The following is a 24,386-nucleotide window of genomic DNA, read 5'->3' as shown; positions in this document are numbered from 1 at the left end:
GATAAAAAAGCAAACCCGAGAGTTTGCCTTTTTATCTTAAACCGAATCTTAAAAATTAGATTCTTATCGCTTATACCTATTAAGCGCTAGCTGCTTTGAGCGCTGCATTGAAGGTCGCACTTGGACGCATGACGGCTGTGCACTTTTCAGGGTCAACTACATAGTAACCACCAATATCAGCAGGCTTACCTTGAACTGCCTTGAATTCTTCAGTAATCTTTTGCTCATTTTCAGCCAAAGCTTTAGCTAAAGGCGCGAAGTAAGCTTGCAGTTCTTTATCTTCCGTTTGGGCAGCTAAGGCTTGGGCCCAGTACATCGCTAGGTAGAACTGGCTACCACGGTTATCCAACTCGCCAGTTCGCGGTGAAGGAGACTTGTTGTTATCTAACAATTTGCCGGTCGCATCATCCAAGGTGCGGGCCAAGATCTTCACTTTAGGGTTGCCAGTCTTGTCGCCAATGTCTTCGAGCGATACACCCAAAGCTAAAAATTCACCTAGTGAATCCCAGCGTAGATGGTTTTCTTCTACGAGTTGCTGAACGTGCTTAGGAGCAGAGCCACCAGCACCTGTTTCGAATAAACCGCCACCAGCCATCAAAGGCACGATGGACAACATCTTCGCGCTAGTACCCAATTCCATAATCGGGAACAAGTCGGTCAGGTAGTCGCGCAAGATGTTACCGGTAACAGAAATGGTGTCTTTGCCACGAATCACACGCTCTAAGGTGTAACGCATCGCACGGGTTTGAGACATGATTTGGATATCCACGCCCGTGAGATCGTAATCCTTGAGATAGGTGTTGACCTTCTTGATTAACTCAGCTTCGTGGGGACGGTACTCATCCAACCAGAATACTGCTGGAGTATTGGAGAGGCGCGCACGATTGACTGCCAACTTCACCCAGTCACGAATTGGTGCATCTTTGACTTGGCACATACGCCAAATATCACCCTCTTCCACATTCTGCTCAAGCAATACGGTACCGTCATCTGCAACGATACGGGCTACTCCTGCTTCTGGGATTTCAAAAGTCTTGTCGTGTGAGCCATACTCTTCAGCCTGTTGAGCCATCAATCCGACGTTAGGCACCGTACCCATCGTCGTTGGATCAAAGTTGCCATGAGTCTTACAGAAATTGATAATTTCTTGATAAATACGGGCAAAGGTACTTTCTGGAATCACCGCTTTAGTGTCGTGCAAACGACCATCTGCACCCCACATCTTGCCGCCAACACGAATCATGGCTGGCATAGAGGCATCCACAATCACATCGCTTGGAGAGTGAAGATTGGTAATGCCTTTAGCAGAGTCCACCATCGCCAAAGCTGGGCGGTGCTCGTGACAAGCGTGCAAATCTTGAATGATTTCTTCACGCTTCGATTCTGGCAAGGTCTTGATCTTTTCGTACAGACTGCTCATGCCGTTATTGACATTGACGCCTAGCTCATCAAATAGCTTGCCATGTTTAGCAAACGCATCTTTATAGAAAATTCTGACTGCGTGACCAAAGACGATCGGGTGAGAGACCTTCATCATGGTGGCCTTGACGTGCAAAGACAACATCATGCCAGTCTTATAAGCATCTTCGATTTCTTTTTCATAGAACTCGCACAATGCTTTTTTGCTCATATACATGCTGTCGATAATTTCACCAGCCAATAAAGAGACTTTTGATTTAAGCACAATATTTTTGCCACTCTTGGTCACCAGGTCCATCTTCACATCGCAGGCCTTAGTCATGGTCATTGACTTTTCACCAGCATAGAAATCACCGCCATGCATGTGTGATACGTGAGTGCGGGAGGCTTGACTCCACTCGCCCATCGAGTGTGGATTTTTGCGAGCATAACGCTTAACCGCATTCGGGGCACGACGATCGGAGTTACCTTCACGCAATACTGGATTTACAGAACTACCTAAACATTTGGAGTAACGAGCACGAATCGCCTTTTCATCATCCGTCTTCGGATCTTCAGGAAAATTGGGGATCTTGTATCCCTTGTCTTGCAATTCTTTAATCGCTGCGAGTAACTGAGGAACAGAAGCGCTAATGTTGGGTAGCTTAATAATGTTAGCGTCAGGCATTAAGGTCATCTTGCCAAGCGCAGCCAAATTATCAGGAACTTTTTGCTCGGCAGTTAGGCAATCGGAGAACTCAGCCAAGATACGTCCAGCCACAGAAATATCGCTTTCTATCACTTCCACTCCAGCTGGCGCTGTAAAAGTACGGATGATTGGTAGAAACGCGCAGGTCGCCAAAAATGGTGCCTCGTCTGTCAGTGTGTAAATAATCTTTGATTTCTCTGAAGCCATTAACTTTTCCTCGATATTGATAAATTTACAGAGCCAGGTTTTTACCCTGCCACTCTCATATCCGCATTTTGCAAGCCGCTTTTAGCTGACTCATTGCCAATGAGGCGAGTCTTCGATTTTAAATCATTGGGGGTAGCAAAAATGGAGGTTTTGCACCCCAAAGCCTCCTCTGAGGCTGAATTTAAGGGAATCCACCAAGACAGCCAAAGCCCTTAATTGCCCGTAAACTGCATGACATGACTAGCAAGCACCCCTTACTCAATAAAAACCTCGTCTTGCTGATTCTTTGCCAGGGTCTATTCCTGACTAATAACGTCACCTTTATTGCCATTAATGGTCTCGTAGGGTTGAGCTTAGCCCCGGCCAGTTGGATGGCCACCCTACCCGTTATGGGCTATGTTGTTGGTGCGGCCTTTTCTACCTCTATCGTTGCAAAATCTCAAAACCGTTTTGGTAGAAAGATTTCTTTCCAGTTGGGATTGCTAGTAGCGGTCTTATCCGCCTTGTTATGCGCCTATGCAGCTGTGAGTCGAAACTTCTGGCTCCTCGTGACGGGCACTTTTATTGCCGGCTACTACAGCGCCAATGGTCAGCTTTACCGTTTTGCAGCAGCAGAGTTGACTGAGACAAGTCAACGCGACAAAGCAGTATCTTGGGTTTTGGCTGGCGGTATCTTGGGGGCGGTGATTGGACCCAATCTTGCCTCCTGGACGCGCAACCTGTTTGACACTGCTTTTTTGGGTGCCTACCTCACACTTTCGATCGCTGGCTTAATCGGAATCGTGGTGATGCAATTCATTCACTTCCCTGCAGAATTCAAAACGCAACATGCCCTTTCGGATGGGCGCCCCCTAAAGACGATTCTCCAACAGCCCGTGTTCATGGTTGCGGTCATTGGTGCAGCGCTCGGTTACGGCGTGATGAATTTATTGATGGCGGCTACACCATTGGCCATGCAAATTTGCGGTCTACCGTTTTCTGACACGGCATTGGTATTGGAGTGGCATGTCATCGGGATGTTTGCCCCAGGATTTTTTACGGGCACTTTGATTCAACGTTTTGGCGCCCTCAAAATTATGGGGCTTGGAGTTATCCTAAACTTTATCTGCATCCTGATTGCCTTAACGGGAGCAGATCTGCATCAATTTTTAATCGCCCTTTTCCTGCTCGGCGTTGGCTGGAACTTTTTATTTACTGGCTCAACCTCTTTGGCAATGACGGCCTACAAACCCAATGAGCGAGACAAAGCACAAGCATCGATTAACTTCTTTGTCTTTGGGACGATGGCCTTTACTTCTTTTGGATCAGGCGCCCTTGTCACCTCTCAGGGGTGGAATATCCTCAATATGGGCTCACTCATTCCAGTCATCATTACTGCACTTGCGCTTCTGTGGCTTTCAGCCCAGAACAAGAAGCAATCGATCGCTTAAGAAACTCTTGCTAGCGGCAAGTTAAATAGCAAGTTTTGCGGCTTGAGCTTTAATTGCTGTTGATCATTCATCGCGATCGCTAGATAAACTGGCTTGCCTTGCTGCACCTTAGTGACCGCTGCCTCATCAATAAAGTCCAAACGAAATAGACAAATGACTTTCTCAAGCTCGTCTGCCTCTAGCAGCTCTTTGTTGTAAAGCTTATTCAATATATCGGTTGCCGCTGCATCTAAGCCCACATGCCAGGACCATTTAGGATCGCTAATTTGCTGCATGGGGGTAATGCGGACAGCTACGCCTAAAAAGTGTTTAATCCACTTTTCTAGTACGCGACAAAAATGATTGATAGGCTCATGACCAAAATTGAGTTGAATAGCAAAATCAAAATCTTCATTGCGCGCCCAATATTCACTGGCATTGTCTTCGTATAAGACATCTAGATCTGCTGATTTGGTCAGCATCGATTTACCTTTAAGCAAGTCCATGATATTTCCGGACTCGCCAGCCTGTGCATTACGAGCGACAACCTCTTCATCGGCGGCCATGACAATACTGTCTTCTAGAACGGTGATTTTTTGAGTTCTAAAAAAGATCTCGGCCATACGCACTTCTAATGGATGCGCCGCTTCACCCAGGATATGACGAACAAAGATCTGCGCGAGCTGTATCACAAATAAGGGCGGCACATCTACACCATCACCCTTAAACAAGCTCATGTAAAAGCCTTCTAAAGAACTTGCTGCAAGTAGACGTGCTCGATAACGCAACCAGACTCGATAGTTTTCCTGGATGTCCTCATCAGCCATTGCGGCAATCTCTTGCTCAGTAATGCTTGCCCGAGGGCTTTCAGCAAGACGCTGATGAAGCGCTTTTTCAGCAGCGCAGGATTCGGGCACGAGGCTCAGCTCAGGTCTTTGCAAATACGTCCGCAAAAAATCATCTGTTACCAATAATTGCCCATCAGGGCTTGGTAACAATGTTTGATATGCAGAATTGGGCCAGTAATTACTCATGTCATTGGGCTTTCGTTACGCTTGCAGTCAGAATCTAGAGCTCAGAATATACTAGCCAGTCAATTTGTACCCAATAGGAAAAATCATGACCGAACTCAAAAAAATCGATACCGTAGTTGGCGACGGCAAAGAAGCTACTGCTGGCAACCACGTTGATGTGCATTACACCGGCTGGCTCTATGACGAGAATGCCCCAGGCCATAAGGGTCAGAAATTTGATAGCTCACTCGATCGCGGCCAGCTCTTTAGCTTTCCTCTGGGGGCAGGTCATGTCATTAAAGGCTGGGACCAGGGTGTTGCTGGTATGAAGGTTGGTGGCAAGCGCACCTTAATCATCCCTTCTGAGATGGGTTATGGCGCAAGAGGTGCAGGCGGTGTGATTCCGCCCAATGCAACACTGGTATTTGATGTGGAATTGCATGGAGTGAATTAAGCACTCGTATCAGCATTCCTCAGTACAAACAAAAGCCACCCTAGGGTGGCTTTTATAATGGGTCACTTCTTTAATTAAGAACGTACGTTCTTACCATTCAGGGTTAAACGATTAGTTGAACGATTCTGGCAAAGGCTAATCAAACGATTACGCTCAGCCATCACCTTATCGGTATAACCCCCGTCATCCTCCGCATTAGCTGCACCTACATAAAACTTCAGCCCATTACGCAAAGAACCTGCAGTAGCAATGAGGTACTTCAAAATATAAGCGCCGACACGAATATTCACTTCAGGCTTGACGGCCTCTTGAGTACCGCCATACAAGGCATATTTATCACGGTGAACTGAAGTCATCACTTGCATCAAGCCTTCTGCGCCAGCATGACTCTTGGTATTGGGATTGAAGTTTGACTCAACGGAAATCACTGCCAATAACAAGACAGGATCAATATTGACTTCTTTAGCAATCAAAATCGTTTTGGAAACATATTCTTCAATCTTGGCGCGATCGAGACTGTATTTCTTTTCAAAGAAGTCGGCTACTGCGCGCTGATTCTGAATCGAGCCCATCAAATTACTATCTAAAGCCTGAGGATCGATCTTGGCAGCCGGAATCCGGTCCGCTAAATGGGAGATCGACTTCACCTGCACCTGGGCTACAGAAGGCATCAATAGGGCAATAGTTTGCTGTTTTGCACTACTTAAACCAGAGTTACCAGCAGATGGCTTGGGATAAATGACGCTCGCAATATCAGTTTCAGAAACTGGGGTGCTAGAACTTTCATTAGCAGTCTTGTATTGATCGAGCATGCTAAAGCCATTACTCCACACAATATGCCGCGCTTCATCTGGCACCAAGATACGGGCAAGATCAAAAGCACCTGCATTGGTTCCATTGCCAGACAGCCAAAGACCAACCACCATGAATACGGTCACAACGAGCAAGCCATTGATAACTCGATACACCGGAGCCATAGCGTGGGCTAGCAGATTTTTAGCGGCCAACATTGCTGGCTGCTTATCCTGCATCTCACTCAAATTGTTTGATAAACATTTATTCATTCATTTTGTTGCGACACTCCAAAACCTTGAATCTGGTTTATGTTGCAGCGCAATATATAAAAAACATGGGTCATCCTAAAAAGGTTCTTATATCAAGTCAAGAATAAAGAACTAGGTTTCAATAACTTTTAGGTCTTGAAATACGGGAGATCCCTCATAAGGACCAAATCATTCCAATAAAAATTATATAAATCAATTACTTACTGATGTTAGGGAGCACTAATTTCATTCTGTAAAAAATTCCCTAAATTTCGACTTTTTTTCTATTTGGAAGGAAAAATTTCCATCAAAAACCATACATCTAGTATTTTGATCTCCTGAAATTTCTACCGGTAGTGCCAGACAAGAAATACTGCAAGGCATGATTTTTCAAGGGGCCCGAGGAGATTTGGTCATTTCTTAAGGCCTCTCAAGGGGATTTTTCTATTCCCTCAAGAGCTAACTGAGGAGCCAATCCAAGAATGGAAACGCTGGATGTTTTTTTAAAGTGTGGCGGCATCGATAAGTCAGCCCCTACACTTACAGAAGATGAAGCTTCCACCTAAACTCATTGCGCACCTAATCTCGCTGGCTTTACTCCTAAGCCCGCTCTCAGCTTTTGCCCTCTTTGAGGAATGTAAAGACCTTTTTCCCAACCAACAAGTGCCGGTTACCACTCAAGTGGGACGTGATCTTTGCTTTGATAGCTTTGCAGTCCTCTATTCACCCAGGGACAAAAAACCAATCTATACAGTAGAGAAGCTCAACCGCGAGCAGCTACTGGCCCCACATCCTCGCAGAAGCAATCAGTTTTATGAAGAAGCAAGGCTGCCGTTTGCAGAGCGATCTTTACACTCAGACTACCGTGGCAGTGGCTTTGATCGTGGGCACAACGCCCCCGCCGGAGATATGAGCAATGAGAGAGCTATGGCACAGTCATTCTCCTTGGCCAACATGATGCCGCAGGCAAGGCAAAACAATCAGGGTATTTGGGCAAAGAATGTTGAAGAACCTACTAGGCTCTATGTCAAAAGAGCTACTGGAGATGTTTATGTTTTTACCGGCTCCACTGGAAGCCAAGGAAGTATCGGTAGAAGTCATGTCACCATTCCAAGCCATTTATTTAAGTTGGTATATGACCCCAGTAAAAATGATGCGTGGGCATACTGGATTGAAAACAGTAACGATGCTCAGATGTCGCCACCCATTACTTATGCAGAGCTAATAGCCAAGACAGGGATTGATTTTCAACTACCTGTGAAGCCGAGCGCCTTGTCCAACAAGCCCAATACCTCAGAGCCCAAGCCAGAAAAGCCTTTGGCGGGTGGGTGGTATCCAATATTTTTTGATGATTACTCGGTAGACAAGGTTAATACGCTGATATCAGGCATCCAAGATGGAAAAGTTGCGAGTGTTCAGATTCAATACGATCGCAATGGTGAATTAGCTAACAAGATTGCTACACAAATTACATCGAGAACATCTCTCAAAGTTAGCCTTACCCAAAGCAGTCCACCAGATTCACCCAGCGTGACATACGAACGCAATCGCGTGATCGCAATCGTCCGCTCAAAGTAGTTTTGATTTAGCTTGTAAGCCATGAGCCCGCTGAATAGGGGCTAGTAAGCCGCGCAATCCGTTGTGGTCAAGCGTATGCATCAACTCAAGTAACTCACCTAATTCCCCCTTAGGAAATCCCTCGCGCGCGAACCACGCTAAGTAATTTCCTGGCAAGTCTGCCAAAGCTCGCCCAGCATGCTTGCCATAGGGCATCTTCATGAGTACGAGTTTTTCAAGTGCTTGGGAGTTCATTGAAGAGAAATCTTACAAGGGAAAACATATTCCCCCACAAAACTCACCATTTATTGAAAAATAGTCTTTTTCCTATTTGAGAATCATTCTCATTTAGTGTTATATTGAGAACCATTCTCATTTAACTTTATCAACCCACTCTCACAAAACCATGAAATTGACCATTCAAAAACTGATAGCCTTTAGCCTAGTCCTCGCTGCTACCCTTCATTTCTCACTAGCCCATGCGGGTGAAGGTGCATTTGGCTGGATCTATACCTTAGACCTGCAACCCAAAGGGAAGTGGGAATTTGAGCAGCGGGTGCAGCTCAATCAAACACAAGCAGCAGGCACTTACGATGCATGGACTGCACGAACAGAGCTTGAGTATGGACTCACAAATGATTTACAACTAGCCGGTTATATCAACTCTTACTCCACCAGCGCCAATCAAAACTACACCAATCCTGAGGCCTGCGGCGATGCGCCAACCTGTACAGGTGGTTACGGAGTTCCCTCCTCACACGATCCATCCACCGCTTACAGGAAGAGCGGCATTGAAGGCGGATCTTTAGAGGCTATTTATCGCATTACTAATCCAGTGACCTCACCTGTAGGTATCGGACTTTATTTAGAGCCTACCTGGGGCAGAAACAAAGATGAGATTGAAGCCCGACTATTGCTACAGTCCAACTTCATTGATGACCGCTTAATTTTGGCCAGTAACGTAGTAGTCGCTAATGAGCGTTTGAAGTTTATTGAAAATGGTAACGTACCAGAGTCGATGCTAGATATCTTAGTAGGTGCTAGCTATCGCTTTGCGCCCAAGTGGTCTGCTGGTGTTGAAGCGCGCTTTCATAATGACTATTCAGAACTGAATTTACGCAATCAAGTACAACGCGCAACTTTTGTTGGCCCAAACTTACACTACGCAGCTAAAGACTGGTGGGTTACTGGTGCGTGGCGCTATCAATTAGCCGGTGGCACTTGTATGGGTGGTGGTGAAGCGGAATGCTCCAATGCCCGCGTATGGGATAGCCACTCAGTCAATGAATACATCCTCAAGGTTGGCTTCCCCCTGAACTAATAAAGATTGCACATGATTCATTGGAAACCAAATCTATATGCATTAGCTGGGTTGGCCCTATTAACGACGCCAATCTTTGTACAAGCAAAAATTTACGTCTCTATTGAGCAAGCCCAGCAAATACTATTTCCGAATAAATTGATGAGTAAGTCGCCCATCATCATTACCGATGATTTACAAGAAAGGATGCGGGTGGCCTCGAGCATCCGTCATCCTTTTCAAGGGGAGCGCATCTGGAGAACATCCGATGGTGGATGGTTCATTGTTGATGAGGTTGTAGGTAAGCACGAGATGATTACCTACGCCGTTGCCCTGAATGCCAAGGGAAGTATCTTGGGTATTGAAGTATTGGAATACGTTGAGTCTTATGGTTATGAAGTTGCAGAAGTACAGTGGCGCAAACAATTTTTTGGTAAAACTATTAACGACCCCATCAAGCTTAATCAAGATATTCAGAATATTGGTGGGGCTACCCTCTCTTGCAAGCACCTTACTGATGGCGTCAAACGTATCACCGTGCTCTACGACTTGGCATTGAAGAATATTCCAACCAAATCGAAATGAGCATTGTATGATCACGCGCTGCAAGCCGCTTCTTGGAACCTTTGTTGAAATCACCATAGATCAAGATGATGATCAAAGGGTAATAGATCGTGCATTTACTGCCATTGAAAAGATCCAAGAATTAATGGGTTTTCATCAAGCAAATACCGAGCTCAATCACATCAACCGTTATGCCCATAGCAAGGCGATAGATATTCACCCTTGGACTGCACAAGTCCTCCGGATTGCAAAACAAATTCATCGTCATTCACGCGGCCTATTTAACTGTGGCATTGGCCATCGCCTCGTTGCTGCCGGACTTCTGCCTCGTCATATTGACTTCACCAATCACAATCTTGGCGGTATCGAAGATATTTGTTTTCTGACGCCAGAACTAATTACTTCTTCTCGGCCAGTCTGCCTCGACCTTGGTGGCATCGCCAAGGGGTTTGCGGTTGATATGGCTGTCAAGATTCTGATCTCCGAAGGCGTGAGCTCTGGCTTAGTCAATGCAGGGGGTGACTTGAGGGTATTCGGAGATAGCCCTATACCCATCCATATTCGCAACCCCAAGAATCCCTCAGAACTACTAGAAATTGGCACCCTGCAAAATGCTGCTCTAGCTACCAGTAGTCTCTACTTCTCCAAAAGAGATGGGCAAGTTAGCCATCTTATTAATCCTTTGGTAGATGAATCTGATGGCTACCTTGAATCATCAGGCTCCTATTCAATCGTTGCCAAGGAATGCGTCTATGCAGATGCCCTGACTAAAGTACTGGCGATCTCAAATCAAGCTCATCACCCTTGCTTTGCGAAGTTTTCAGCGCAAGCGATTCAAATTGCCATATGACTCGCTTAGGAAAGATGCCCCAGTGGCAGAAATGGTTCGTAATGCTTGGGATTTTGAGTTGTTCGCTTAGTGGAAGCGTTTACTTAGTAGGCCATGAGTTCCAGATACAGAGGTCCATTTTTGGCTCACATAATATATTGGCATTACATGGAGTTGCAGCGATGTTGGCGATGTTGGCACTAGGATCGGTTCTACCCTTTCACCTTAAGGCAGGCCTGAAGTCCAAACGAAAATGGCTCAGCGGCTTAGGTCAACTGGGTTTTCTAGCATCATTAATCATTACAGGGGCTTTGCTATATTACGGCCCCGAAGGTATTCGAGATACCTTAGTCAATCTCCATTGGATGATTGGCCTAGCGTTCTTTGTTATTTTTTTACTGCATACAATTAATGTGCGTGATCGGTAGGCATAATTATTGGATGCGCAGTACTTTGATACCCAAGCAAGCCAGGGTCTAGCATGCCACTGATCATTGCAACGTGGCCAAATACTAAAAATAATGCAACACAGATTGCATGAACTTTTAATTTACCCTCTTGGTTTAATTGCTTATTCACCAAACCAAACTCTTGCAGGGCGATCCAGATCAAAGGCAGTCCGCCGATGAGATAAGAGCCGACTGCAATAACATCAATCACTGTTCTCCACTCACCCGATTTGGTAATCGGTATTACAGCAGCAGTCATCAGATAGATGATGATGCCAATAAAGTAAATTCCGACTGCCGTTCCGGAAAATCGATTCAAATTCCATATCGCCCCCTGAAATTTCCGGGTAAACAGAATATAAAGTTCGGTGATAGCTAAAGTCTCAGCCAGCACGATTGGGATTGCCATAAAAATCATGAGATTCCATGGCTGGTTATCGGCCAATAACTGCATGTAGTGGGTCATACTCATCATCAGATTCCAGTCGTACTAAAGATAAGCCAAAGATTACTAACCAGCATACACCTCGTTGCGAGGGCTACTATCTTTTGCAATAGTGCTTATAGAGGAGGCCCATGACAGCTACAGCAATTTCACTATCTAGAGAATAGTAAATTTGTTTACCCTCTCTGCGCGTCTTTACTAACTTCTCTTTACGCAATACGGTTAACTGCTGCGATAGTGTTGGCTGATGCAGATCGAGAGCAAGCTCAAGCTCACTAACGCATTTTTCGCCTTGCCCGATCTCGCATAACAACATCATGCGATCACTGTTTGATAGGACTTTCATTAACTTGCATGCATCACTTGCAGATGCCTGCATTTTTTTAAGTTCAGATTTACTAATTGCCATATCAAAGCATATTCAGAGGGATTTTTAAGTAGGAATTGCCATTGGCTTCAGGCTCAGGCAGATGCCCTGCGCGGATATTGATCTGAATAGAGGGCAATATGAGGTTTGGCATATCCAGAGTGGCATCACGTTTATTCCGCATTTGAATAAAGTCATCCTCGCTGATGCCAGCGTGAACATGAATATTGGACTTTTTCTCCTCTCCTACGGTTGTGTAATACGCGACAGGACGATCCGTTGGTGGATAGTCATGGCACATGTATAGCTTGGTTTCATCAGGGTAAGACAGTATCTTTTGAATAGACCTGTACAAAGTCTGAGCACTGCCTCCAGGAAAGTCACACCGTGCGGTGCCAACATCAGGCATAAAGAGAGTATCCCCAACAAATAACGCATCTCCGATTTCATAGGCCATACAAGCAGGAGTGTGGCCAGGAACGTAAAGCGCCTTTAATGAAAGATTTCCAAAAGCCAAGGATTCATCTTCTTTTAATAGGTAATCAAATTGGGATCCATCAATGGAGAATTGTTCATCCAGATTGAAAATTCCTTTAAAAACATTTTGCACATTGGTGATGTGATTACCAATGACGATCTTCCCACCCAATATTTTTTGAAAGTAAGGGGCAGCCGTAAGATGATCGGCATGGGCATGAGTTTCCAAAATCCATGACAACTGCAATTGTTCAGCTTGTATAAATGTAATTACCTCATCCGCAGATCGAGTAGAAGTTCTTCCCGACTTAGGATCGTAATTGAGGACCGAATCGATGACTACGCATGGGCTGCCTTTGCCTGAGAAGACTACATAGGTAAAAGTCCAAGTCTCTGGATCAAAAAACGCTTTTACGTCGGCACGGGGGTTTTGATTCACAATAGCCTTTCTTGAATACTTTATCTTCACTGTTGAAGTAAGCAATTAATATATATATTTATATATTATCTTAATATAAAATAATTAGCAATGGACGACTCAATACTCCTCAGCCCCTTTTTGGGTCTCATAGTGGGTTTATTAATGGGCCTTACCGGTGCCGGTGGGGGGATTTTGTCAGTGCCCCTGCTCGTTTTTGCGCTTCACTTGAATATGGTGGACGCCAGCCCAATCTCTCTTGCAGCGATTGCACTCGCCGCTAGCGTGGGTGCATTACTGGGGCTGAAAAATAAACTGTTACGTTACAAAGCTGCCATCTTCATGGCAATCTTTGGAGTTGCATTAGCTCCTGCTGGATTTTGGATCGCAAGCCGCATCCCAAATGGTCCTCTATTACTTATTTTTAGCGGTGCCCTCTTTTACTCTGCCTTGAATCAATATCGACAAGCTCGAAAAAAGACTTTAGGTATCCCCGACCCTCCAAGAAAAGCTCCGCCTTGTTTAATAGATCCTGCTATCGGAAAGCTCTATTGGAATGTACCCTGCGCTAAAGCGCTTGCTCTCACCGGCGGATTAGCCGGTCTCCTATCGGGACTTCTTGGTGTGGGTGGTGGCTTCATCATCATCCCAGCATTAAAGCGCTATACCAATTTATCTGCACAATCGATCATCGCAACTTCACTCGGTGTACAAGCCCTTATCTCCGGCGGTAGTGTGGTCTTCTCTGCGGCAACTGGTGGCTTTAATTTTATTGTGGCAGCCCCTTTTTCTATTGGAGCATTGGGTGGCCTTCTCTTAGGCCTAGCTATCAGTAAAAAACTGAGCGGGCCTAAACTGCAACAGGTTTTTGCCATCATGGTTTTTGGTGTGGCAGTAAGCCTCACGATCAAAGGTCTGAGTAGCCTATGAAACATCCACGGCTCTCACTTCTCTATATACTGATCTTTAGCCTTCTAGGAGCCCTGCTGATGTCTGTTACCAAACCCAGCAATTTCTTATCCACCTCGATCAGCGCCATATCGGGCACAGTGAGCAATCTCAATCATGAGCTCTTGGAATATGTGAATCCCGAGAAGCCTACCCACGATCATTCCTCGGTGTATTACAAGCGCTTCTTTATTTCTAAATTTGACTTGGGTGATAAAGCAATTGAAGCTAAGTTTTCGACTCCGATGGCCATTGCCGATGGTGACAGCATGATTGTTTCGGGCTACCCCAAAGACAATACTTTTCAGGTTCTAGCTTATGCCAATCAAACCCAGCAAGTGCGACATCATGAGAACTGGATTGTGCTGGGTTTGGGCGCGATCTTCTTTTTTGCTGTTGCGATTAGCCTACTCAATAGCGAATTAGTACTCGAAGGTGCTCTGATACCCAAGCTCTTCTTATTTGGATTTACCTTGGTGGGCATTTATATGGGCTATCGCGCCCTGTTGATTCGAGAAGCAATCAAACTGATTTCCGGAGCCTAGTAATCCTTGTTCCAAAAGAAAAAGCCCTTAAATCTAAGGGCTTTTTCATTTACTAAAGGAGGCTTACTTAGTGACCGCCTGCACCACCCAAGTAGGCTGCTTTCACAGCTGGATCATCTTTGAGCTTAGCGGCAGGTCCATGAGTAGCAATCTTACCGTTCTCTAATACGTAGCCATAGTCAGCAACATTCAAAGCTGCGGCGGCAAACTGCTCCACCAACAACATCGTGACACCCTGTGATTTGAGATTGGAGATGATCTTAAATACTTCCTCAACCAAAATTGGTGCTAGACCCATGGATGGCTCATCCAAGAGAATGATCTCTGGATTGAGCATCACGGCACGGGCCATTGCTAGCATCTGTTGCTCACCGCCAGACAAAGTACCAGCCAATTGATTGCGACGCTCTTTGAGACGTGGGAACATTTCGAGTGACTTTTCTAAGTCATTCTTAATGTCACCCTTTGGACGGCTTCCAGTAAAGCGTGGAAATGCGCCAAGCAATAAATTGTCAGTCACTGACATGGTTGTGAATACACGACGACCTTCCGGGCTATGCGCCAAACCTAAGCGAGCGATTTTATGAGAGTCGTAACCGTCAATTTTTTCGCCACCCAAGGTAACTTCACCGCCCGTTGGCTTAATCATGCCAGTGATGGCACGCATCGTAGTTGTTTTGCCTGCGCCGTTAGAGCCGATCAAAGTGATCACTTGTCCTTTAGGAACATCAATATTGATGCCGTGGAGGACTTTGACTTTGCCGTAGCCTGCTTCAAGATTCTTAATAGATAACATGGTATTTACCGATTCAATATTGTTCTAGTGATTAAGTACCCAAGTAGGCATGAATCACCTTCTCGTCTGCCTGAACTTCAGCTGGCTTACCTTCTGCAATCTTCTGACCAAAGTCCAAGACAGAAACGGTATCGCAAACTGACATCACCACGTCCATATGGTGTTCGATCAGAATGAATGTAATGCCGTTATCGCGAATCTTACGAATAATGCGCAAGAGTTCTTTGATATCTGGAGCAGTCAAACCTGCGGCTGGCTCATCCAAAAGGAGCAACTCTGGGTCAAGTGCCAATGCACGAGCGATCTCGAGCAAACGTTGCTTACCGTATGGCAAGTTACGTGCCTCTTCATTCGCTAAATCATCCAACCCAACAAATTTGAGAAGCGCTAAGGCGCGAGCGTGGGCTTCTGCTTCTTCCCGTTTGTAACGTGGCAGATTCAAAGCAATTTCTACCATGTTCGACTTGAAGGTGTGATGCAAACCAACCAAAATATTTTGGATCGCAGTCATCTCGCCAAAAAGCTGAACGTTTTGGAAGGTACGCGCAATACCGGAGAGCGCAATGTCAGAAGAAGTCTTACCAACCACTGTCTCGCCAGCATACAAAACGTTACCAGCAGTCGGCGTGTAGATACCAGTCAATACGTTCATCATCGTGCTCTTACCGGAACCGTTTGGACCGATCAAGCCATGAATCGTGCCGCGTTTAACGCTGAGATCAACATTGTTCAAGGCCTTCAAGCCACCGAACTGCATCAAGATGGAGTCCACCTTGAGGAGCTCAGTACCAGCATTTTGATTGCCAATTGCACTAATAAAGCTAACGGAGTCGTCAACTACTTCAGCATCACCACCGCGAGTAGTTTTAGCTTTACCGACAATGGATTGGTAGAAGCTCTTCGCAAAACCTACGATACCGTTTTGCAAGTAATACACCACGAGCAAAATCATGAAACCGAAAATACTGAGGCGCCAGTCAGAGATGGTGTTGAGCCAGAATGAGAATGCTGCCAGACCAACCACACCTGCAATCGGAATCGCTACACGTCTTGGTGTGGTGACCTTCTTAGATAAGGCCATACCAGCACCGACCACCACTACGATAGCGATGATGGAGGCAACAATACGGAACAGGTTGATATCGTCTAAGAGTTTTGGCAAGAGCACAATAATCGCTGCGCCAATCAATGCACCTAGGCGTGACTTGCGTCCACCCATAATGATGCCAAGCAAGAATAAAACAGCTAGTTCGTTGTTGTAAGTATTCGGTGAAATATATTGCTCAGAATAAGCGTACAAGCAACCAGCTAAACCAGCAAAGCCAGCGCTGATCACAAATGCAATCACTTTAAAGCGGTATACAGATACGCCCATACAGTCACAAGCGATTGGGCTATCACGTAAAGCCTCGAATGCACGGCCAACTTGAGATTTGACAAAGCGATCTACTATGATCATGGAGATGATGAGGATGATGCCTACCATCCAGAAATACTCCGCCTTGGTCATCGGTACGCCCATTAAATCAGGCTTCGGAATCTTGATGCCTAATGGGCCTTCAGTCATCCAAGTCATCTCATTAATCAGAATCTGCGCAATGGTTCCAAAAGCCAAGGTCACCATCGCTAAGTAAGGGCCGATTACCTTCAGGGCTGGTAACGCCAAGATACCGCCAAAGATGGAGGTCACCACGATAGAGGCAGGTAGAGTGCCCCAAATGGTCCAACCAAAGTGGAAGTACAAGACACCGGCAGTGTAAGAGCCAATGCCGAAAAGCGCCGCGTGACCCAGGGAAACCTGACCCACATAACCCACCACGATATCCAAACCATATAACAAGATGGTGTAGATCAGAATGGTTTCAACTAAGTGAATGTAATAAGGGTTGTGAACAAATAAGGGCAGGGCAAAAAGTGCCGCAATCGCAATTAATAGCGGTAATAGAGACTTCAATTTCATCATTAAACTTTCTTAATTGCAGATTTGCCGAAGAGACCAGATGGTTTGTATGCCAACACGAGCAATAACAAAATCAAACCTGGTACGTCTTTGTATCCAGTAGAGATATAAAAACCGGTAGCTGTTTCGACAATACCCAAAATCAAACCACCCACAATAATGCCAAGGCCACTAGAAAGACCGCCAATAATCGCTACAGCGAAAGCTTTCAAACCTAAGGCGCCGCCCATAGTTGCACCAGTCAGCGTTAAGGGCGCAATCAATACACCAGCAAAGGCTGCTGTCAAAGAAGAAAGTGCATAAGAGAAGGTAATCACTTGACTGGTATTAATACCCATCAAGCCTGCAGCATCACGATCGTTTGCCGTCGCAACGACTGCTTTACCGTAAATAGTTTTACGGTTAAAGAACTCAACCAATAACATCATCACTAAAGCACCAACCACCACTAAGATTTCCATGGGGAGAATATTTGCACCCAAGAAATTCATTGGCTCCATTGGCAATGGTGATGGAAATGGCAATGCATCACGGCCCCAAATATTTTCAGCCACGTTCTTGAAAATAATACCGAGCGCGATCGTCGACATAATCCAACCAAACTCAGATTTAATTTTGATTGCGGGGCGCACGCCGATCATCTCAACGAAGCCACCTTGAATCATGCCGAATAAACATACCACTGGGATCATCACCCAATAGTTCATTCCAAAGGTATCCACACAAGTCAAACCGACCAGTGCGCCCAACATTAGGGCCTCACCTTGTCCGAAGTTCAATGTGCCGGAGGTGGCAAAAGTTAGCTGGAAACCGAAAGCGATTACCGCATAGATCATCCCCACAGCGATACCGCTTGAGAGGATTTGTGCAAACATGTCCATTTTTTGGCCTAAATATTTAAAACTGTTTTATTGACGAATCCGACATTGTAAGCAAAACGCCGCTTTTTGGGCGGCGTTTTGCTTTACTATATGTTGCAGTGCAAAATAACTTATTGCCTGCAGATTGAAGCTGAATTACTTCTTCTTAGCAGTTGCATCCTCAGCATTCAGGAACTCAACACGACCGTTCTCAACTACACCCATGACAACGTCTTTAGCCTTGATAGCTTCGTGATCATTTGCAGAGAATGGCTTGTTGTAAGTAATCACAACACCATCAACTGGAGACTTGAGGTCTTGCAATGCTGCCAAGATCTTTGGTCCTTCAGTGCTGTTAGCTTGCTTGATCGCTGCAGCCAAGAGGTATACAGAATCGTAACCTTGGGCAGCAGAAACTGGTGAGGCGATGATGCCATTCTTTGGCTTGAACTCTTTTAAGTAAGAGTCAACGAATGCTTTACGTTTAGGTGTTGTTGGAGGGTTCTGAATGAAAGTTTCTGGCATAGTTGCGCCGTTACCATTCTTACCAGCAGTGTCAATGAAGCTAGCCATAGACAGAGTCCAGCTACCGATCATTGGTTTTTTCCAACCCAATTTCGCCATACCGTTAGCGATTTGTGCCAACTCAGGTCCAATTGCGTAGGTCAAAATCACTTCAGCGCCAGCATTTTTTGCCTTGAGCAATTGTGCAGTCATATCAACGTCACCAATGTTGAACTTTTCAGTTGCCACTGGAGTTACGCCATAACCCTTCAATGCCTTCTCCAAGTCCTCACGACCCAATTGGCCGTAGTTTGTAGAGTCAGCCAAAATCGCTACTTTCTTCAAGCCACGCTTCTCAACTGCTTCTTTAGCAATCATTGGCGCTTGAATATTGTCAGCTGCAGCGTTACGGAAAACATAGTTTTCGGGAGCATTAGGGAATTGCTTGGTAATCAATGTACCAGTAGCAACGTTATTCAATACTGGAATCTTGGCATCTTGATAGAAACGTTGTGAAGCCAATGCAACACCAGTGTTAATGTAGCCTAAAGTTGCTACCACTTTTTCATTGTTGATCAACTCTTGCGCAATTTGCACGCCACGCTCGTTTTTCGCTTCATCGTCACGCTCGACCAATACAATCTTGTTGCCATTGATACCACCAGCAGCATTAATTTCTTTTGCAGCAAGGCGAACACCGTCACGCATACTGACGCCCATTGAGGATGAACCACCAGTAAATGGACCTGCAACGCCTACTTTGATATCGGCAGCGTTAGCGCCTGTTGCGAGAATTGCAGCAGCAGCTACTGCAAAAATGTGATGACGAATATTCATAAAGTCTCCATGACTAAAAAATGCTAATTAAATAAATACTTTTTTATAGGTACAACAGATAACGAATAGCTATCTTACAGTCAATGCAAGGGCAAAAAAAGAGAGTTCTATTAGGGTTTTACACTAGCCCCAGGAGGCAATAAATGCCTCAAGAAAAACGGTGTTTGAGCTGCTCTGCGATGCTCGGCCAAAATAAATTAACCACTAAGCCAGTAATCACTAACCCCGCAGCCAAGATCTTCCATAGCGGCAGCGGTTCACTTAAGAAATAAGTTGCCGCACCCATGCCAAAAATGGGTACCAATAATCCTGCAGGGACTACAACTGCTGCAGGGTGCTTGGAAAGCAACCAAGCCCAGGCACCAAAGCCAAATAGCGTATTTCCCCAAGACTGCCATAGAACCCCAAGCCAAGCACCTATTGGTGCCGAAGCCAGTGAAGTGCTCATTGACACCCAACCCCCCTCAAAGACCCAGGAGATCAAAAACAGTGGAGGAATAGCAAAGATACTGGCCCAAACCACATAGGAAAGCATATTGATTGCACTGGCACGGCGACTGACTGTATTGGCAATACCCCAAGAAAAGCCAGCAAAAACGACTAAAGCCAAACCTAGGAAGGTAGTAGTCGCATCTGTGTGCACTGCAATAATTCCGAGACCAGTGATGGCCACTGCTACAGCGATGACCTGATAGAGCTTAAGACTTTCTTTAGCAAAAATCATGGCAAAGCCGATAGTAAAAAATACTTGGGTCTGAACGACCAAGGAAGCTAAGCCTGGGGAAATATTGCCATCAATCGCAAAATACAACATTCCGAACTGACCTACCCCTACCGCCAAACCATAGACACAGAGATTGATCCAAGATACTTTTGGCCTTGGCAAAAAGAATGCTGCTGGCAAAAAAGCAAATAGATAACGCAGGGCAGCAAATAAAAATGGCGGAAAACTCTCTAAGGAGACTTTGATCACCACAAAGTTAGTACCCCAGACCGCCACAATCGCCAGCGCTAGTAACAAATGGCTGATTGGTAACTGGTAACTCAGTTGCTTACTCAGTTGCTTGTTTATTTGCTTGCATTCTTGATTGAGTGAACTATTCACGCGTGAGCAATTCCGCCACGCGCTGAGCCATCATCATGGTGGGTGCCGCAGTATTGCCGGAGGTAATCGTTGGCATAGCAGAAGCATCAACAACTCGTAAATGATGAATGCCCCGAACTCGCAACTGTGAATCAAGCACTGCCATTGGGTCATCATCACGCCCCATCTTGCAAGTACCGACCGGGTGAAAAATCGTTGTGCCGATATCACCAGCCGCTTTAATTAACTCTGCATCACTTTGATGCTGTATCCCTGGCTTGTATTCTTCCGGCGCATATGGGGCAAGCGCAGACTGCTTCACAATATTGCGCGTTAAACGCAAAGACTCTGCTGCTACTTTGCGATCCTCATCGGTCGATAAGTAATTCGGATGAATTGCTGGAGGCGCTTCAGGATCAGTCGAGGTGATATGCACACTACCGCGCGATGTGGGTCGTAAGTTGCACACACTGGCAGTAAATGCATTGAAGGAATGCAGGTCCTCACCAAACCTTTCAAGAGACAAAGGTTGCACGTGATATTCCACGTTGGCGCTCTTTTGCTCCGGAGAAGTATAGGCAAACGCGCCAAGCTGGGAAGGCGCCATCGACATGGGGCCCGAGCGCTTAAAGAGATATTCCAAACCAATCATCACCTTGCCAAATAGAGAATTGGCTTTAGTGTTCAGTGTTTTAATGCCATTTACTTTATAGACCATACGCAACTGCAGATGATCTTGAAGATTTTCACCAACACCTGGTAAATCAGCAATCACTGGGATACCGAGTTTGCTTAAATGTGCAGCAGCGCCAATGCCAGAGCGCTCTAAGATTTGTACGCTACCAATAGCGCCTGCACTCAAAATAACTTCACCACTTGCATTGATCAATGCTTCATTCGTGGCACCGTTCTTGCGATACTCAACACCAGCACAATTTTTAGTGTCTGGATCGATTTTCAGTTTGGTCACAATCGCTTCAGTCAGCACTGTTAGATTGCTACGCTTGGCGGCATCTTTTAAGAAAGCCTTTGAAGTATTGAGTCTCCAACCTTTACGCTGACTCACATCAAAGTAACCTACGCCAAAGTTATCACCACAATTGAAGTCATCCGATGCTGGAATACCCGCTTCAACTGCAGCATCTTTAAACCGATCCATGATGGGCCAACGCAAGCGCTGCTTAGATACTGTCCACTCACCACCTTTGCCATGCCATTGATTGGCGTCGCTGTGATAATCCTCAAACTCTTTGTAGCGCTTGAGGGCATTTTCCCAAGACCATGCATCATCACCTGTTGCTTGCACCCAAGATTCATAATCACCCGCTTGACCACGCATATAGATCATGCCGTTAATCGATGAGCAACCACCGAGCACGCGACCGCGGGGATAAAGTAATGAGCGACCATTGAGGCCTTTTTCAGCAACGGTCTTAAAGCGCCAATCTGCTCTGGGGTTATCAATGCAGTAGAGGTAACCCACTGGAATATGAATCCAGATGTAGTTGTCGTTCTTGCCGGCTTCAATCAACAAAACCTTCTTTTGAGGGTTTTCAGTTAAACGCTTAGCCAACATACAGCCAGCACTGCCTGCCCCAATAATGATGTAGTCGTAAGTATTTGCTTGAGTCATAACTTATGGAAATAACCTTTATCTCAATAGTAGCTATTATTTACTAAAACTCATTTCTAAGCACCGCGTAAAATTAAAAAATGAACTATACGCATGAGCAAGTATTTGGACATCTAAGAGAAGCATCCTTTTCGGCAGAAGAGGCTGCAGAATATTTAGAGATATCACTTCCCACCTTACGAAGGTATGTTCAAACTGGAAGATTAAAGCCTAGATTAATCATTGGAAGAAGCCAGTTATTTTCAAGCAACGATCTGAGACTACTGAAACAGAAAATCAGCAAAGAATAGTGAAAGTCCAATACCCGTCTAAAATAGTCACATGCACATTAATGAGAAAAACCGCACTCCCAAGCTTGCTGAGGAAGACGAAGGTCCAAGCAAGTCGGAGTTAAAGCGTCAGATGACTGAACGCCAGAAATTGGCGGAAGTCTTGGCCGCTTTGAGTAGCGATGCCCTCAAAACCATTCCACTGGATGAAGCGATTAAAACAGCGATTGCTGAGACCAACAAGATTAAGAGCTTTGAAGCGATTCGTCGCCACAAGCAATATCTGGGTAAGCTGATGCGCTTTTTAGATGAAGAAGAGCTTGAAGCAATCCAAAAACGTCTCGATGCCATTCAAGGTGTGAGCAAAGCAGAAACTGCAAAGCTGCATTTCCTAGAAAGCTATCGTGATCGACTTATCGCCAATGATGAAACCTTCACCAAAATGATTGAGCAATATCCCGATATGGATATTCAGAATATGCGCACCCTCATTCGTAATGCGCGCAGAGAAAAAGAACAAAATAAGCCGCCCAAAGCTTATCGCGAAATTTTTCGCGTCTTAAAAGAGATGGGCTTGTAAAGCTTAGATTTTGAGTTTCATCGATGGTACTTCAATCCATCGATACAAATAGTTTGCCGCAATCGTACTAAGCACCACTACCGCAAACATCATGGTTATTGCCAGCGCCCCACTCTCGTGTTGATGCAAGTTGCAAGCGATATATACCGTGTTGGCCAACAAGATGAATGCAAAGTGAATTAAGAAAGCGCAATAAGAGCGAGGGCTTGCCCAGGCAATGGCTTTGAGGATTCCTTGATTAGTCTGATTGGGATAGGTTTGATCACCCCAGAACAGCAAGGCGACTGCAACTGACCAAGCCAAGATATTTCTGAGCCATAAGTGTTGAAACGAAGAAATCAAAATAATGATGCCAATCAGAGTCAGTGAAAATTTGACTAATCGATTAACACTTTGATTGTCAAAGCACTTGGCCAGATAGGCCAGCACTCCAAGTCCGTATGAGCCAATGAAGTAAATAAAGTAAGCCTCATAATTTCCGGAGCGATTAAAGAATAGTAATGAGCTCACTGCTAGGATGCTAATAATCCAGATCACAGATTGATAGCGCGGAAAAGAGATCAGCAAAATAGCGAGGACAGAATACAACTGCCAATCAATCGCAATGTACCAGGCGCCCGCAGAAATAGAATCTAACCCTAGGATGCCTTGGATCAAAAAGAGATGCGCTATAAATTGAGCCAGGGTTTCAGATTCACCCACGAATTCATCATTCACCCAAAAGCGCGCAACATAGGCGCAGGCAATGGTAAATAACAACGCAACAGCGTAGGGGCCGAACAAACGCAAATAACGATTCAGGATAACTTTCAATAAACCTTGAGCGCTAAATGGAGCATTGGCGTAGCGACTTAATGACTGTGCCGCTAAGTAACCCGCCATGACCAAGAAGATCTGGACCGCATAGCGCCCATACTCAAACAACCAAGTCATTAGTCCTGGCAATACAACGCGTGCATCCTCAGCGATCTGGCCGTAGCTCGACAGATGGTGAAGAATAATTAAAAGAGCCGCAAAGACCTTGAGGAAATCAATTAATAAAAAATGGTTTTTGACTTGCAATGAAGTGATCTACTTAAAAAGGCGACTCATCGAGTATTCGCTTAAACCAGCTTAAGTCGAATCTTTTGATGCAGCGATAAAAATCTTATTTTAATTGGGATAAGTACTGGGCGATAGCCCTAAGGTCATCATCGTTCATACCATACAAGGAGGCCGCCATGATCGTGTCGCGCCCAGTTGCTTGATTATTCCGAAATTGACGCATGGTATGGAGCAAGTAATCTTCGCGCTGCCCTGCTAGACGGGGCATTTGCTCACGCCCCACGTAATCAGGCAAATGGCATGTGCCACAAAGCGCTTGTTTTGAAAGGAGTTGCCCTCTCTCATATAAAGCTTCATCACGCTTACCTGGCATTGGCTTGAGTGTTTGTGCAGAATAAAACTTTGCGAGAGCAATAATTTGAGGATCGCTCAAGCCATCCAATTGGCCCTTCATCACAGGAATATCCCGAATGCCTTCCCGAATCATGATGAGGTTGTTTTCCAGGAATATCTTAGGTTGACCCGCTAGCGATGGGGTACCTGCCATCGTGGAATTGCCATCGGCGCCATGGCAAGCGCCACAGACAGCCAACTTGGCACTCATGTCTTGCCCATAAGAAAGCGGCGCAACTATCGAGAGATAAACCCCCGAGAGTAACGCCGCTATTTTTACCAATCTCATTAAAG

The 24,386-nt window shown here is 45.4% G+C and carries 26 protein-coding genes; 11 read left to right on the top strand and 15 right to left on the bottom strand.

The window, feature by feature from the left end:
* Window positions 1-79 precede the first annotated feature (79 nt).
* Complete coding sequence (locus FD968_RS02005) at window positions 80-2,314, bottom strand: NADP-dependent isocitrate dehydrogenase (protein WP_215367133.1); 2,235 nt, start codon at window positions 2,312-2,314, stop codon at window positions 80-82.
* A 236-nt stretch (window positions 2,315-2,550) separates the two neighbouring features.
* Between FD968_RS02005 and FD968_RS02000 the strand changes: the two genes are divergently transcribed.
* The gene (locus FD968_RS02000) at window positions 2,551-3,744 is read left to right on the top strand and encodes an MFS transporter (RefSeq protein ID WP_215367132.1); all 1,194 of its coding nucleotides are present in this window, start codon (window positions 2,551-2,553) and stop codon (window positions 3,742-3,744) included.
* On the opposite strand, the gene FD968_RS01995 is transcribed toward FD968_RS02000, so the two are convergent.
* Entirely contained in the window at window positions 3,741-4,757 is a 1,017-nt protein-coding gene (locus tag FD968_RS01995) for a DUF6352 family protein (RefSeq protein WP_215367131.1), read from the bottom strand. The two genes, FD968_RS02000 and FD968_RS01995, sit on opposite strands and share 4 nt — an antisense overlap.
* Before the next feature lie 85 nt (window positions 4,758-4,842).
* Between FD968_RS01995 and FD968_RS01990 the strand changes: the two genes are divergently transcribed.
* A complete protein-coding gene (locus FD968_RS01990; protein WP_215367130.1) occupies window positions 4,843-5,190 on the top strand; it encodes an FKBP-type peptidyl-prolyl cis-trans isomerase in 348 nt (115 codons plus the stop codon).
* 74 nt (window positions 5,191-5,264) lie between these two features.
* Here the strand turns inward: FD968_RS01990 and FD968_RS01985 are convergent, their stop codons facing one another.
* Window positions 5,265-6,254 carry a transglycosylase SLT domain-containing protein gene (locus tag FD968_RS01985; protein ID WP_215367129.1) on the bottom strand — a complete coding sequence of 330 codons (990 nt, stop codon included), beginning with the start codon at window positions 6,252-6,254 and terminating at the stop codon, window positions 5,265-5,267.
* 528 nt (window positions 6,255-6,782) lie between these two features.
* Here FD968_RS01985 and FD968_RS01980 point away from each other — a divergent pair.
* Window positions 6,783-7,811: a DNA/RNA non-specific endonuclease gene (locus FD968_RS01980; RefSeq protein ID WP_215367128.1), complete on the top strand. Its 1,029-nt coding sequence runs from the start codon at window positions 6,783-6,785 to the stop codon at window positions 7,809-7,811.
* On the opposite strand, the gene FD968_RS01975 is transcribed toward FD968_RS01980, so the two are convergent.
* Entirely contained in the window at window positions 7,803-8,045 is a 243-nt protein-coding gene (locus FD968_RS01975; protein ID WP_215367127.1) for a DUF3820 family protein, read from the bottom strand. The genes FD968_RS01980 and FD968_RS01975 overlap by 9 nt on opposite strands.
* A gap of 151 nt (window positions 8,046-8,196) precedes the next feature.
* On the opposite strand from FD968_RS01975, the gene FD968_RS01970 reads away from it, so the two are divergent.
* From FD968_RS01970 to FD968_RS01955, 4 genes are all read left to right on the top strand, one after another.
* Complete coding sequence (locus tag FD968_RS01970; protein WP_215367126.1) at window positions 8,197-9,111, top strand: DUF6662 family protein; 915 nt, start codon at window positions 8,197-8,199, stop codon at window positions 9,109-9,111.
* A 12-nt stretch (window positions 9,112-9,123) separates the two neighbouring features.
* Complete coding sequence (locus tag FD968_RS01965; protein WP_215367125.1) at window positions 9,124-9,675, top strand: FMN-binding protein; 552 nt, start codon at window positions 9,124-9,126, stop codon at window positions 9,673-9,675.
* Window positions 9,676-9,682: 7 nt separating this feature from the next.
* A complete protein-coding gene (locus tag FD968_RS01960) occupies window positions 9,683-10,504 on the top strand; it encodes an FAD:protein FMN transferase (RefSeq protein WP_251367605.1) in 822 nt (273 codons plus the stop codon).
* A gap of 137 nt (window positions 10,505-10,641) precedes the next feature.
* Entirely contained in the window at window positions 10,642-10,911 is a 270-nt protein-coding gene (locus FD968_RS01955; protein WP_251367604.1) for a hypothetical protein, read from the top strand.
* Here the strand turns inward: FD968_RS01955 and FD968_RS01950 are convergent.
* The 3 genes from FD968_RS01950 to FD968_RS01940 all read right to left on the bottom strand — a co-directional run bounded on the left by FD968_RS01950 (window position 10,892) and on the right by FD968_RS01940 (window position 12,660).
* Window positions 10,892-11,407 carry a DUF6803 family protein gene (locus FD968_RS01950; protein WP_215367123.1) on the bottom strand — a complete coding sequence of 172 codons (516 nt, stop codon included), beginning with the start codon at window positions 11,405-11,407 and terminating at the stop codon, window positions 10,892-10,894. The two genes, FD968_RS01955 and FD968_RS01950, sit on opposite strands and share 20 nt — an antisense overlap.
* Before the next feature lie 67 nt (window positions 11,408-11,474).
* On the bottom strand, window positions 11,475-11,786 hold the full coding sequence (locus tag FD968_RS01945; protein WP_215367122.1) for a metalloregulator ArsR/SmtB family transcription factor: 312 nt from the start codon (window positions 11,784-11,786) through the stop codon (window positions 11,475-11,477).
* A gap of 1 nt (window position 11,787) precedes the next feature.
* Window positions 11,788-12,660 (bottom strand): MBL fold metallo-hydrolase, encoded by an 873-nt coding sequence (locus FD968_RS01940; RefSeq protein WP_215367121.1) that lies wholly within the window; start codon window positions 12,658-12,660, stop codon window positions 11,788-11,790.
* A 90-nt stretch (window positions 12,661-12,750) separates the two neighbouring features.
* On the opposite strand from FD968_RS01940, the gene FD968_RS01935 reads away from it, so the two are divergent.
* Both FD968_RS01935 and FD968_RS01930 read left to right on the top strand, forming a co-directional pair.
* Entirely contained in the window at window positions 12,751-13,569 is an 819-nt protein-coding gene (locus FD968_RS01935; RefSeq protein WP_215367120.1) for a sulfite exporter TauE/SafE family protein, read from the top strand.
* A 59-nt stretch (window positions 13,570-13,628) separates the two neighbouring features.
* The gene (locus FD968_RS01930) at window positions 13,629-14,132 is read left to right on the top strand and encodes a hypothetical protein (protein WP_215367119.1); all 504 of its coding nucleotides are present in this window, start codon (window positions 13,629-13,631) and stop codon (window positions 14,130-14,132) included.
* Between the two features lie 67 nt (window positions 14,133-14,199).
* On the opposite strand, the gene FD968_RS01925 is transcribed toward FD968_RS01930, so the two are convergent.
* The 6 genes from FD968_RS01925 to FD968_RS01900 all read right to left on the bottom strand — a co-directional run bounded on the left by FD968_RS01925 (window position 14,200) and on the right by FD968_RS01900 (window position 21,806).
* Window positions 14,200-14,928, bottom strand: coding sequence for an ABC transporter ATP-binding protein (locus FD968_RS01925; protein ID WP_215367118.1), 729 nt, complete (start codon window positions 14,926-14,928; stop codon window positions 14,200-14,202).
* A gap of 31 nt (window positions 14,929-14,959) precedes the next feature.
* A complete protein-coding gene (locus FD968_RS01920) occupies window positions 14,960-16,888 on the bottom strand; it encodes an ATP-binding cassette domain-containing protein (RefSeq protein ID WP_215367927.1) in 1,929 nt (642 codons plus the stop codon).
* Between the two features lie 2 nt (window positions 16,889-16,890).
* Window positions 16,891-17,769 carry a branched-chain amino acid ABC transporter permease gene (locus tag FD968_RS01915; protein ID WP_215367117.1) on the bottom strand — a complete coding sequence of 293 codons (879 nt, stop codon included), beginning with the start codon at window positions 17,767-17,769 and terminating at the stop codon, window positions 16,891-16,893.
* Window positions 17,770-17,904: 135 nt separating this feature from the next.
* On the bottom strand, window positions 17,905-19,089 hold the full coding sequence (locus FD968_RS01910; RefSeq protein WP_215367116.1) for an ABC transporter substrate-binding protein: 1,185 nt from the start codon (window positions 19,087-19,089) through the stop codon (window positions 17,905-17,907).
* Between the two features lie 148 nt (window positions 19,090-19,237).
* Window positions 19,238-20,137 carry an EamA family transporter gene (locus FD968_RS01905; protein ID WP_371817753.1) on the bottom strand — a complete coding sequence of 300 codons (900 nt, stop codon included), beginning with the start codon at window positions 20,135-20,137 and terminating at the stop codon, window positions 19,238-19,240.
* Window positions 20,138-20,186: 49 nt separating this feature from the next.
* Entirely contained in the window at window positions 20,187-21,806 is a 1,620-nt protein-coding gene (locus tag FD968_RS01900; protein ID WP_215367115.1) for a GMC family oxidoreductase, read from the bottom strand.
* 80 nt (window positions 21,807-21,886) lie between these two features.
* Here FD968_RS01900 and FD968_RS10605 point away from each other — a divergent pair, with 80 nt between their 5' ends.
* Both FD968_RS10605 and yjgA read left to right on the top strand, forming a co-directional pair.
* The gene (locus FD968_RS10605) at window positions 21,887-22,096 is read left to right on the top strand and encodes a helix-turn-helix domain-containing protein (protein ID WP_215367114.1); all 210 of its coding nucleotides are present in this window, start codon (window positions 21,887-21,889) and stop codon (window positions 22,094-22,096) included.
* A 31-nt stretch (window positions 22,097-22,127) separates the two neighbouring features.
* Window positions 22,128-22,655 carry a ribosome biogenesis factor YjgA gene (gene yjgA / locus FD968_RS01890; RefSeq protein WP_215367113.1) on the top strand — a complete coding sequence of 176 codons (528 nt, stop codon included), beginning with the start codon at window positions 22,128-22,130 and terminating at the stop codon, window positions 22,653-22,655.
* A 3-nt stretch (window positions 22,656-22,658) separates the two neighbouring features.
* Here the strand turns inward: yjgA and FD968_RS01885 are convergent, their stop codons facing one another.
* Both FD968_RS01885 and FD968_RS01880 read right to left on the bottom strand, forming a co-directional pair.
* Window positions 22,659-23,717 carry an acyltransferase gene (locus FD968_RS01885; RefSeq protein WP_215367112.1) on the bottom strand — a complete coding sequence of 353 codons (1,059 nt, stop codon included), beginning with the start codon at window positions 23,715-23,717 and terminating at the stop codon, window positions 22,659-22,661.
* Between the two features lie 85 nt (window positions 23,718-23,802).
* Window positions 23,803-24,381, bottom strand: coding sequence for a cytochrome c (locus tag FD968_RS01880; RefSeq protein WP_215367111.1), 579 nt, complete (start codon window positions 24,379-24,381; stop codon window positions 23,803-23,805).
* Window positions 24,382-24,386 lie beyond the last annotated feature (5 nt).

This window comes from Polynucleobacter sp. AP-Titi-500A-B4 (assembly GCF_018688095.1).
GTDB lineage: Bacteria > Pseudomonadota > Gammaproteobacteria > Burkholderiales > Burkholderiaceae > Polynucleobacter.
The sequence above is the reverse complement of the archived record's forward strand: the minus strand, read 5'-3'. Positions and strand labels throughout refer to the sequence as shown.

Bases quoted from the DNA above. Each gene is read 5' to 3' on its own strand.
- FD968_RS01975 (WP_215367127.1), bottom strand. From the start codon at position 8,045: ATGAACTCCCAAGCACTTGAAAAACTCGTACTCATGAAGATGCCCTAT.
- FD968_RS01965 (WP_215367125.1), top strand. From the start codon at position 9,124: ATGATTCATTGGAAACCAAATCTATATGCATTAGCTGGGTTGGCCCTA.
- FD968_RS01990 (WP_215367130.1), top strand. From the start codon at position 4,843: ATGACCGAACTCAAAAAAATCGATACCGTAGTTGGCGACGGCAAAGAA.
- FD968_RS10605 (WP_215367114.1), top strand. From the start codon at position 21,887: ATGAACTATACGCATGAGCAAGTATTTGGACATCTAAGAGAAGCATCC.
- FD968_RS01995 (WP_215367131.1), bottom strand. From the start codon at position 4,757: ATGAGTAATTACTGGCCCAATTCTGCATATCAAACATTGTTACCAAGC.
- FD968_RS01935 (WP_215367120.1), top strand. From the start codon at position 12,751: ATGGACGACTCAATACTCCTCAGCCCCTTTTTGGGTCTCATAGTGGGT.
- FD968_RS01945 (WP_215367122.1), bottom strand. From the start codon at position 11,786: ATGGCAATTAGTAAATCTGAACTTAAAAAAATGCAGGCATCTGCAAGT.
- FD968_RS01950 (WP_215367123.1), bottom strand. From the start codon at position 11,407: ATGATGAGTATGACCCACTACATGCAGTTATTGGCCGATAACCAGCCA.
- yjgA (WP_215367113.1), top strand. From the start codon at position 22,128: ATGCACATTAATGAGAAAAACCGCACTCCCAAGCTTGCTGAGGAAGAC.
- FD968_RS01900 (WP_215367115.1), bottom strand. From the start codon at position 21,806: ATGACTCAAGCAAATACTTACGACTACATCATTATTGGGGCAGGCAGT.
- FD968_RS01915 (WP_215367117.1), bottom strand. From the start codon at position 17,769: ATGGACATGTTTGCACAAATCCTCTCAAGCGGTATCGCTGTGGGGATG.
- FD968_RS01910 (WP_215367116.1), bottom strand. From the start codon at position 19,089: ATGAATATTCGTCATCACATTTTTGCAGTAGCTGCTGCTGCAATTCTC.
- FD968_RS01920 (WP_215367927.1), bottom strand. From the start codon at position 16,888: ATGAAATTGAAGTCTCTATTACCGCTATTAATTGCGATTGCGGCACTT.
- FD968_RS01880 (WP_215367111.1), bottom strand. From the start codon at position 24,381: ATGAGATTGGTAAAAATAGCGGCGTTACTCTCGGGGGTTTATCTCTCG.
- FD968_RS01925 (WP_215367118.1), bottom strand. From the start codon at position 14,928: ATGTTATCTATTAAGAATCTTGAAGCAGGCTACGGCAAAGTCAAAGTC.
- FD968_RS01930 (WP_215367119.1), top strand. From the start codon at position 13,629: ATGTCTGTTACCAAACCCAGCAATTTCTTATCCACCTCGATCAGCGCC.
- FD968_RS01970 (WP_215367126.1), top strand. From the start codon at position 8,197: ATGAAATTGACCATTCAAAAACTGATAGCCTTTAGCCTAGTCCTCGCT.
- FD968_RS01960 (WP_251367605.1), top strand. From the start codon at position 9,683: ATGATCACGCGCTGCAAGCCGCTTCTTGGAACCTTTGTTGAAATCACC.
- FD968_RS02000 (WP_215367132.1), top strand. From the start codon at position 2,551: ATGACTAGCAAGCACCCCTTACTCAATAAAAACCTCGTCTTGCTGATT.
- FD968_RS01985 (WP_215367129.1), bottom strand. From the start codon at position 6,254: ATGAATAAATGTTTATCAAACAATTTGAGTGAGATGCAGGATAAGCAG.
- FD968_RS01980 (WP_215367128.1), top strand. From the start codon at position 6,783: ATGAAGCTTCCACCTAAACTCATTGCGCACCTAATCTCGCTGGCTTTA.
- FD968_RS02005 (WP_215367133.1), bottom strand. From the start codon at position 2,314: ATGGCTTCAGAGAAATCAAAGATTATTTACACACTGACAGACGAGGCA.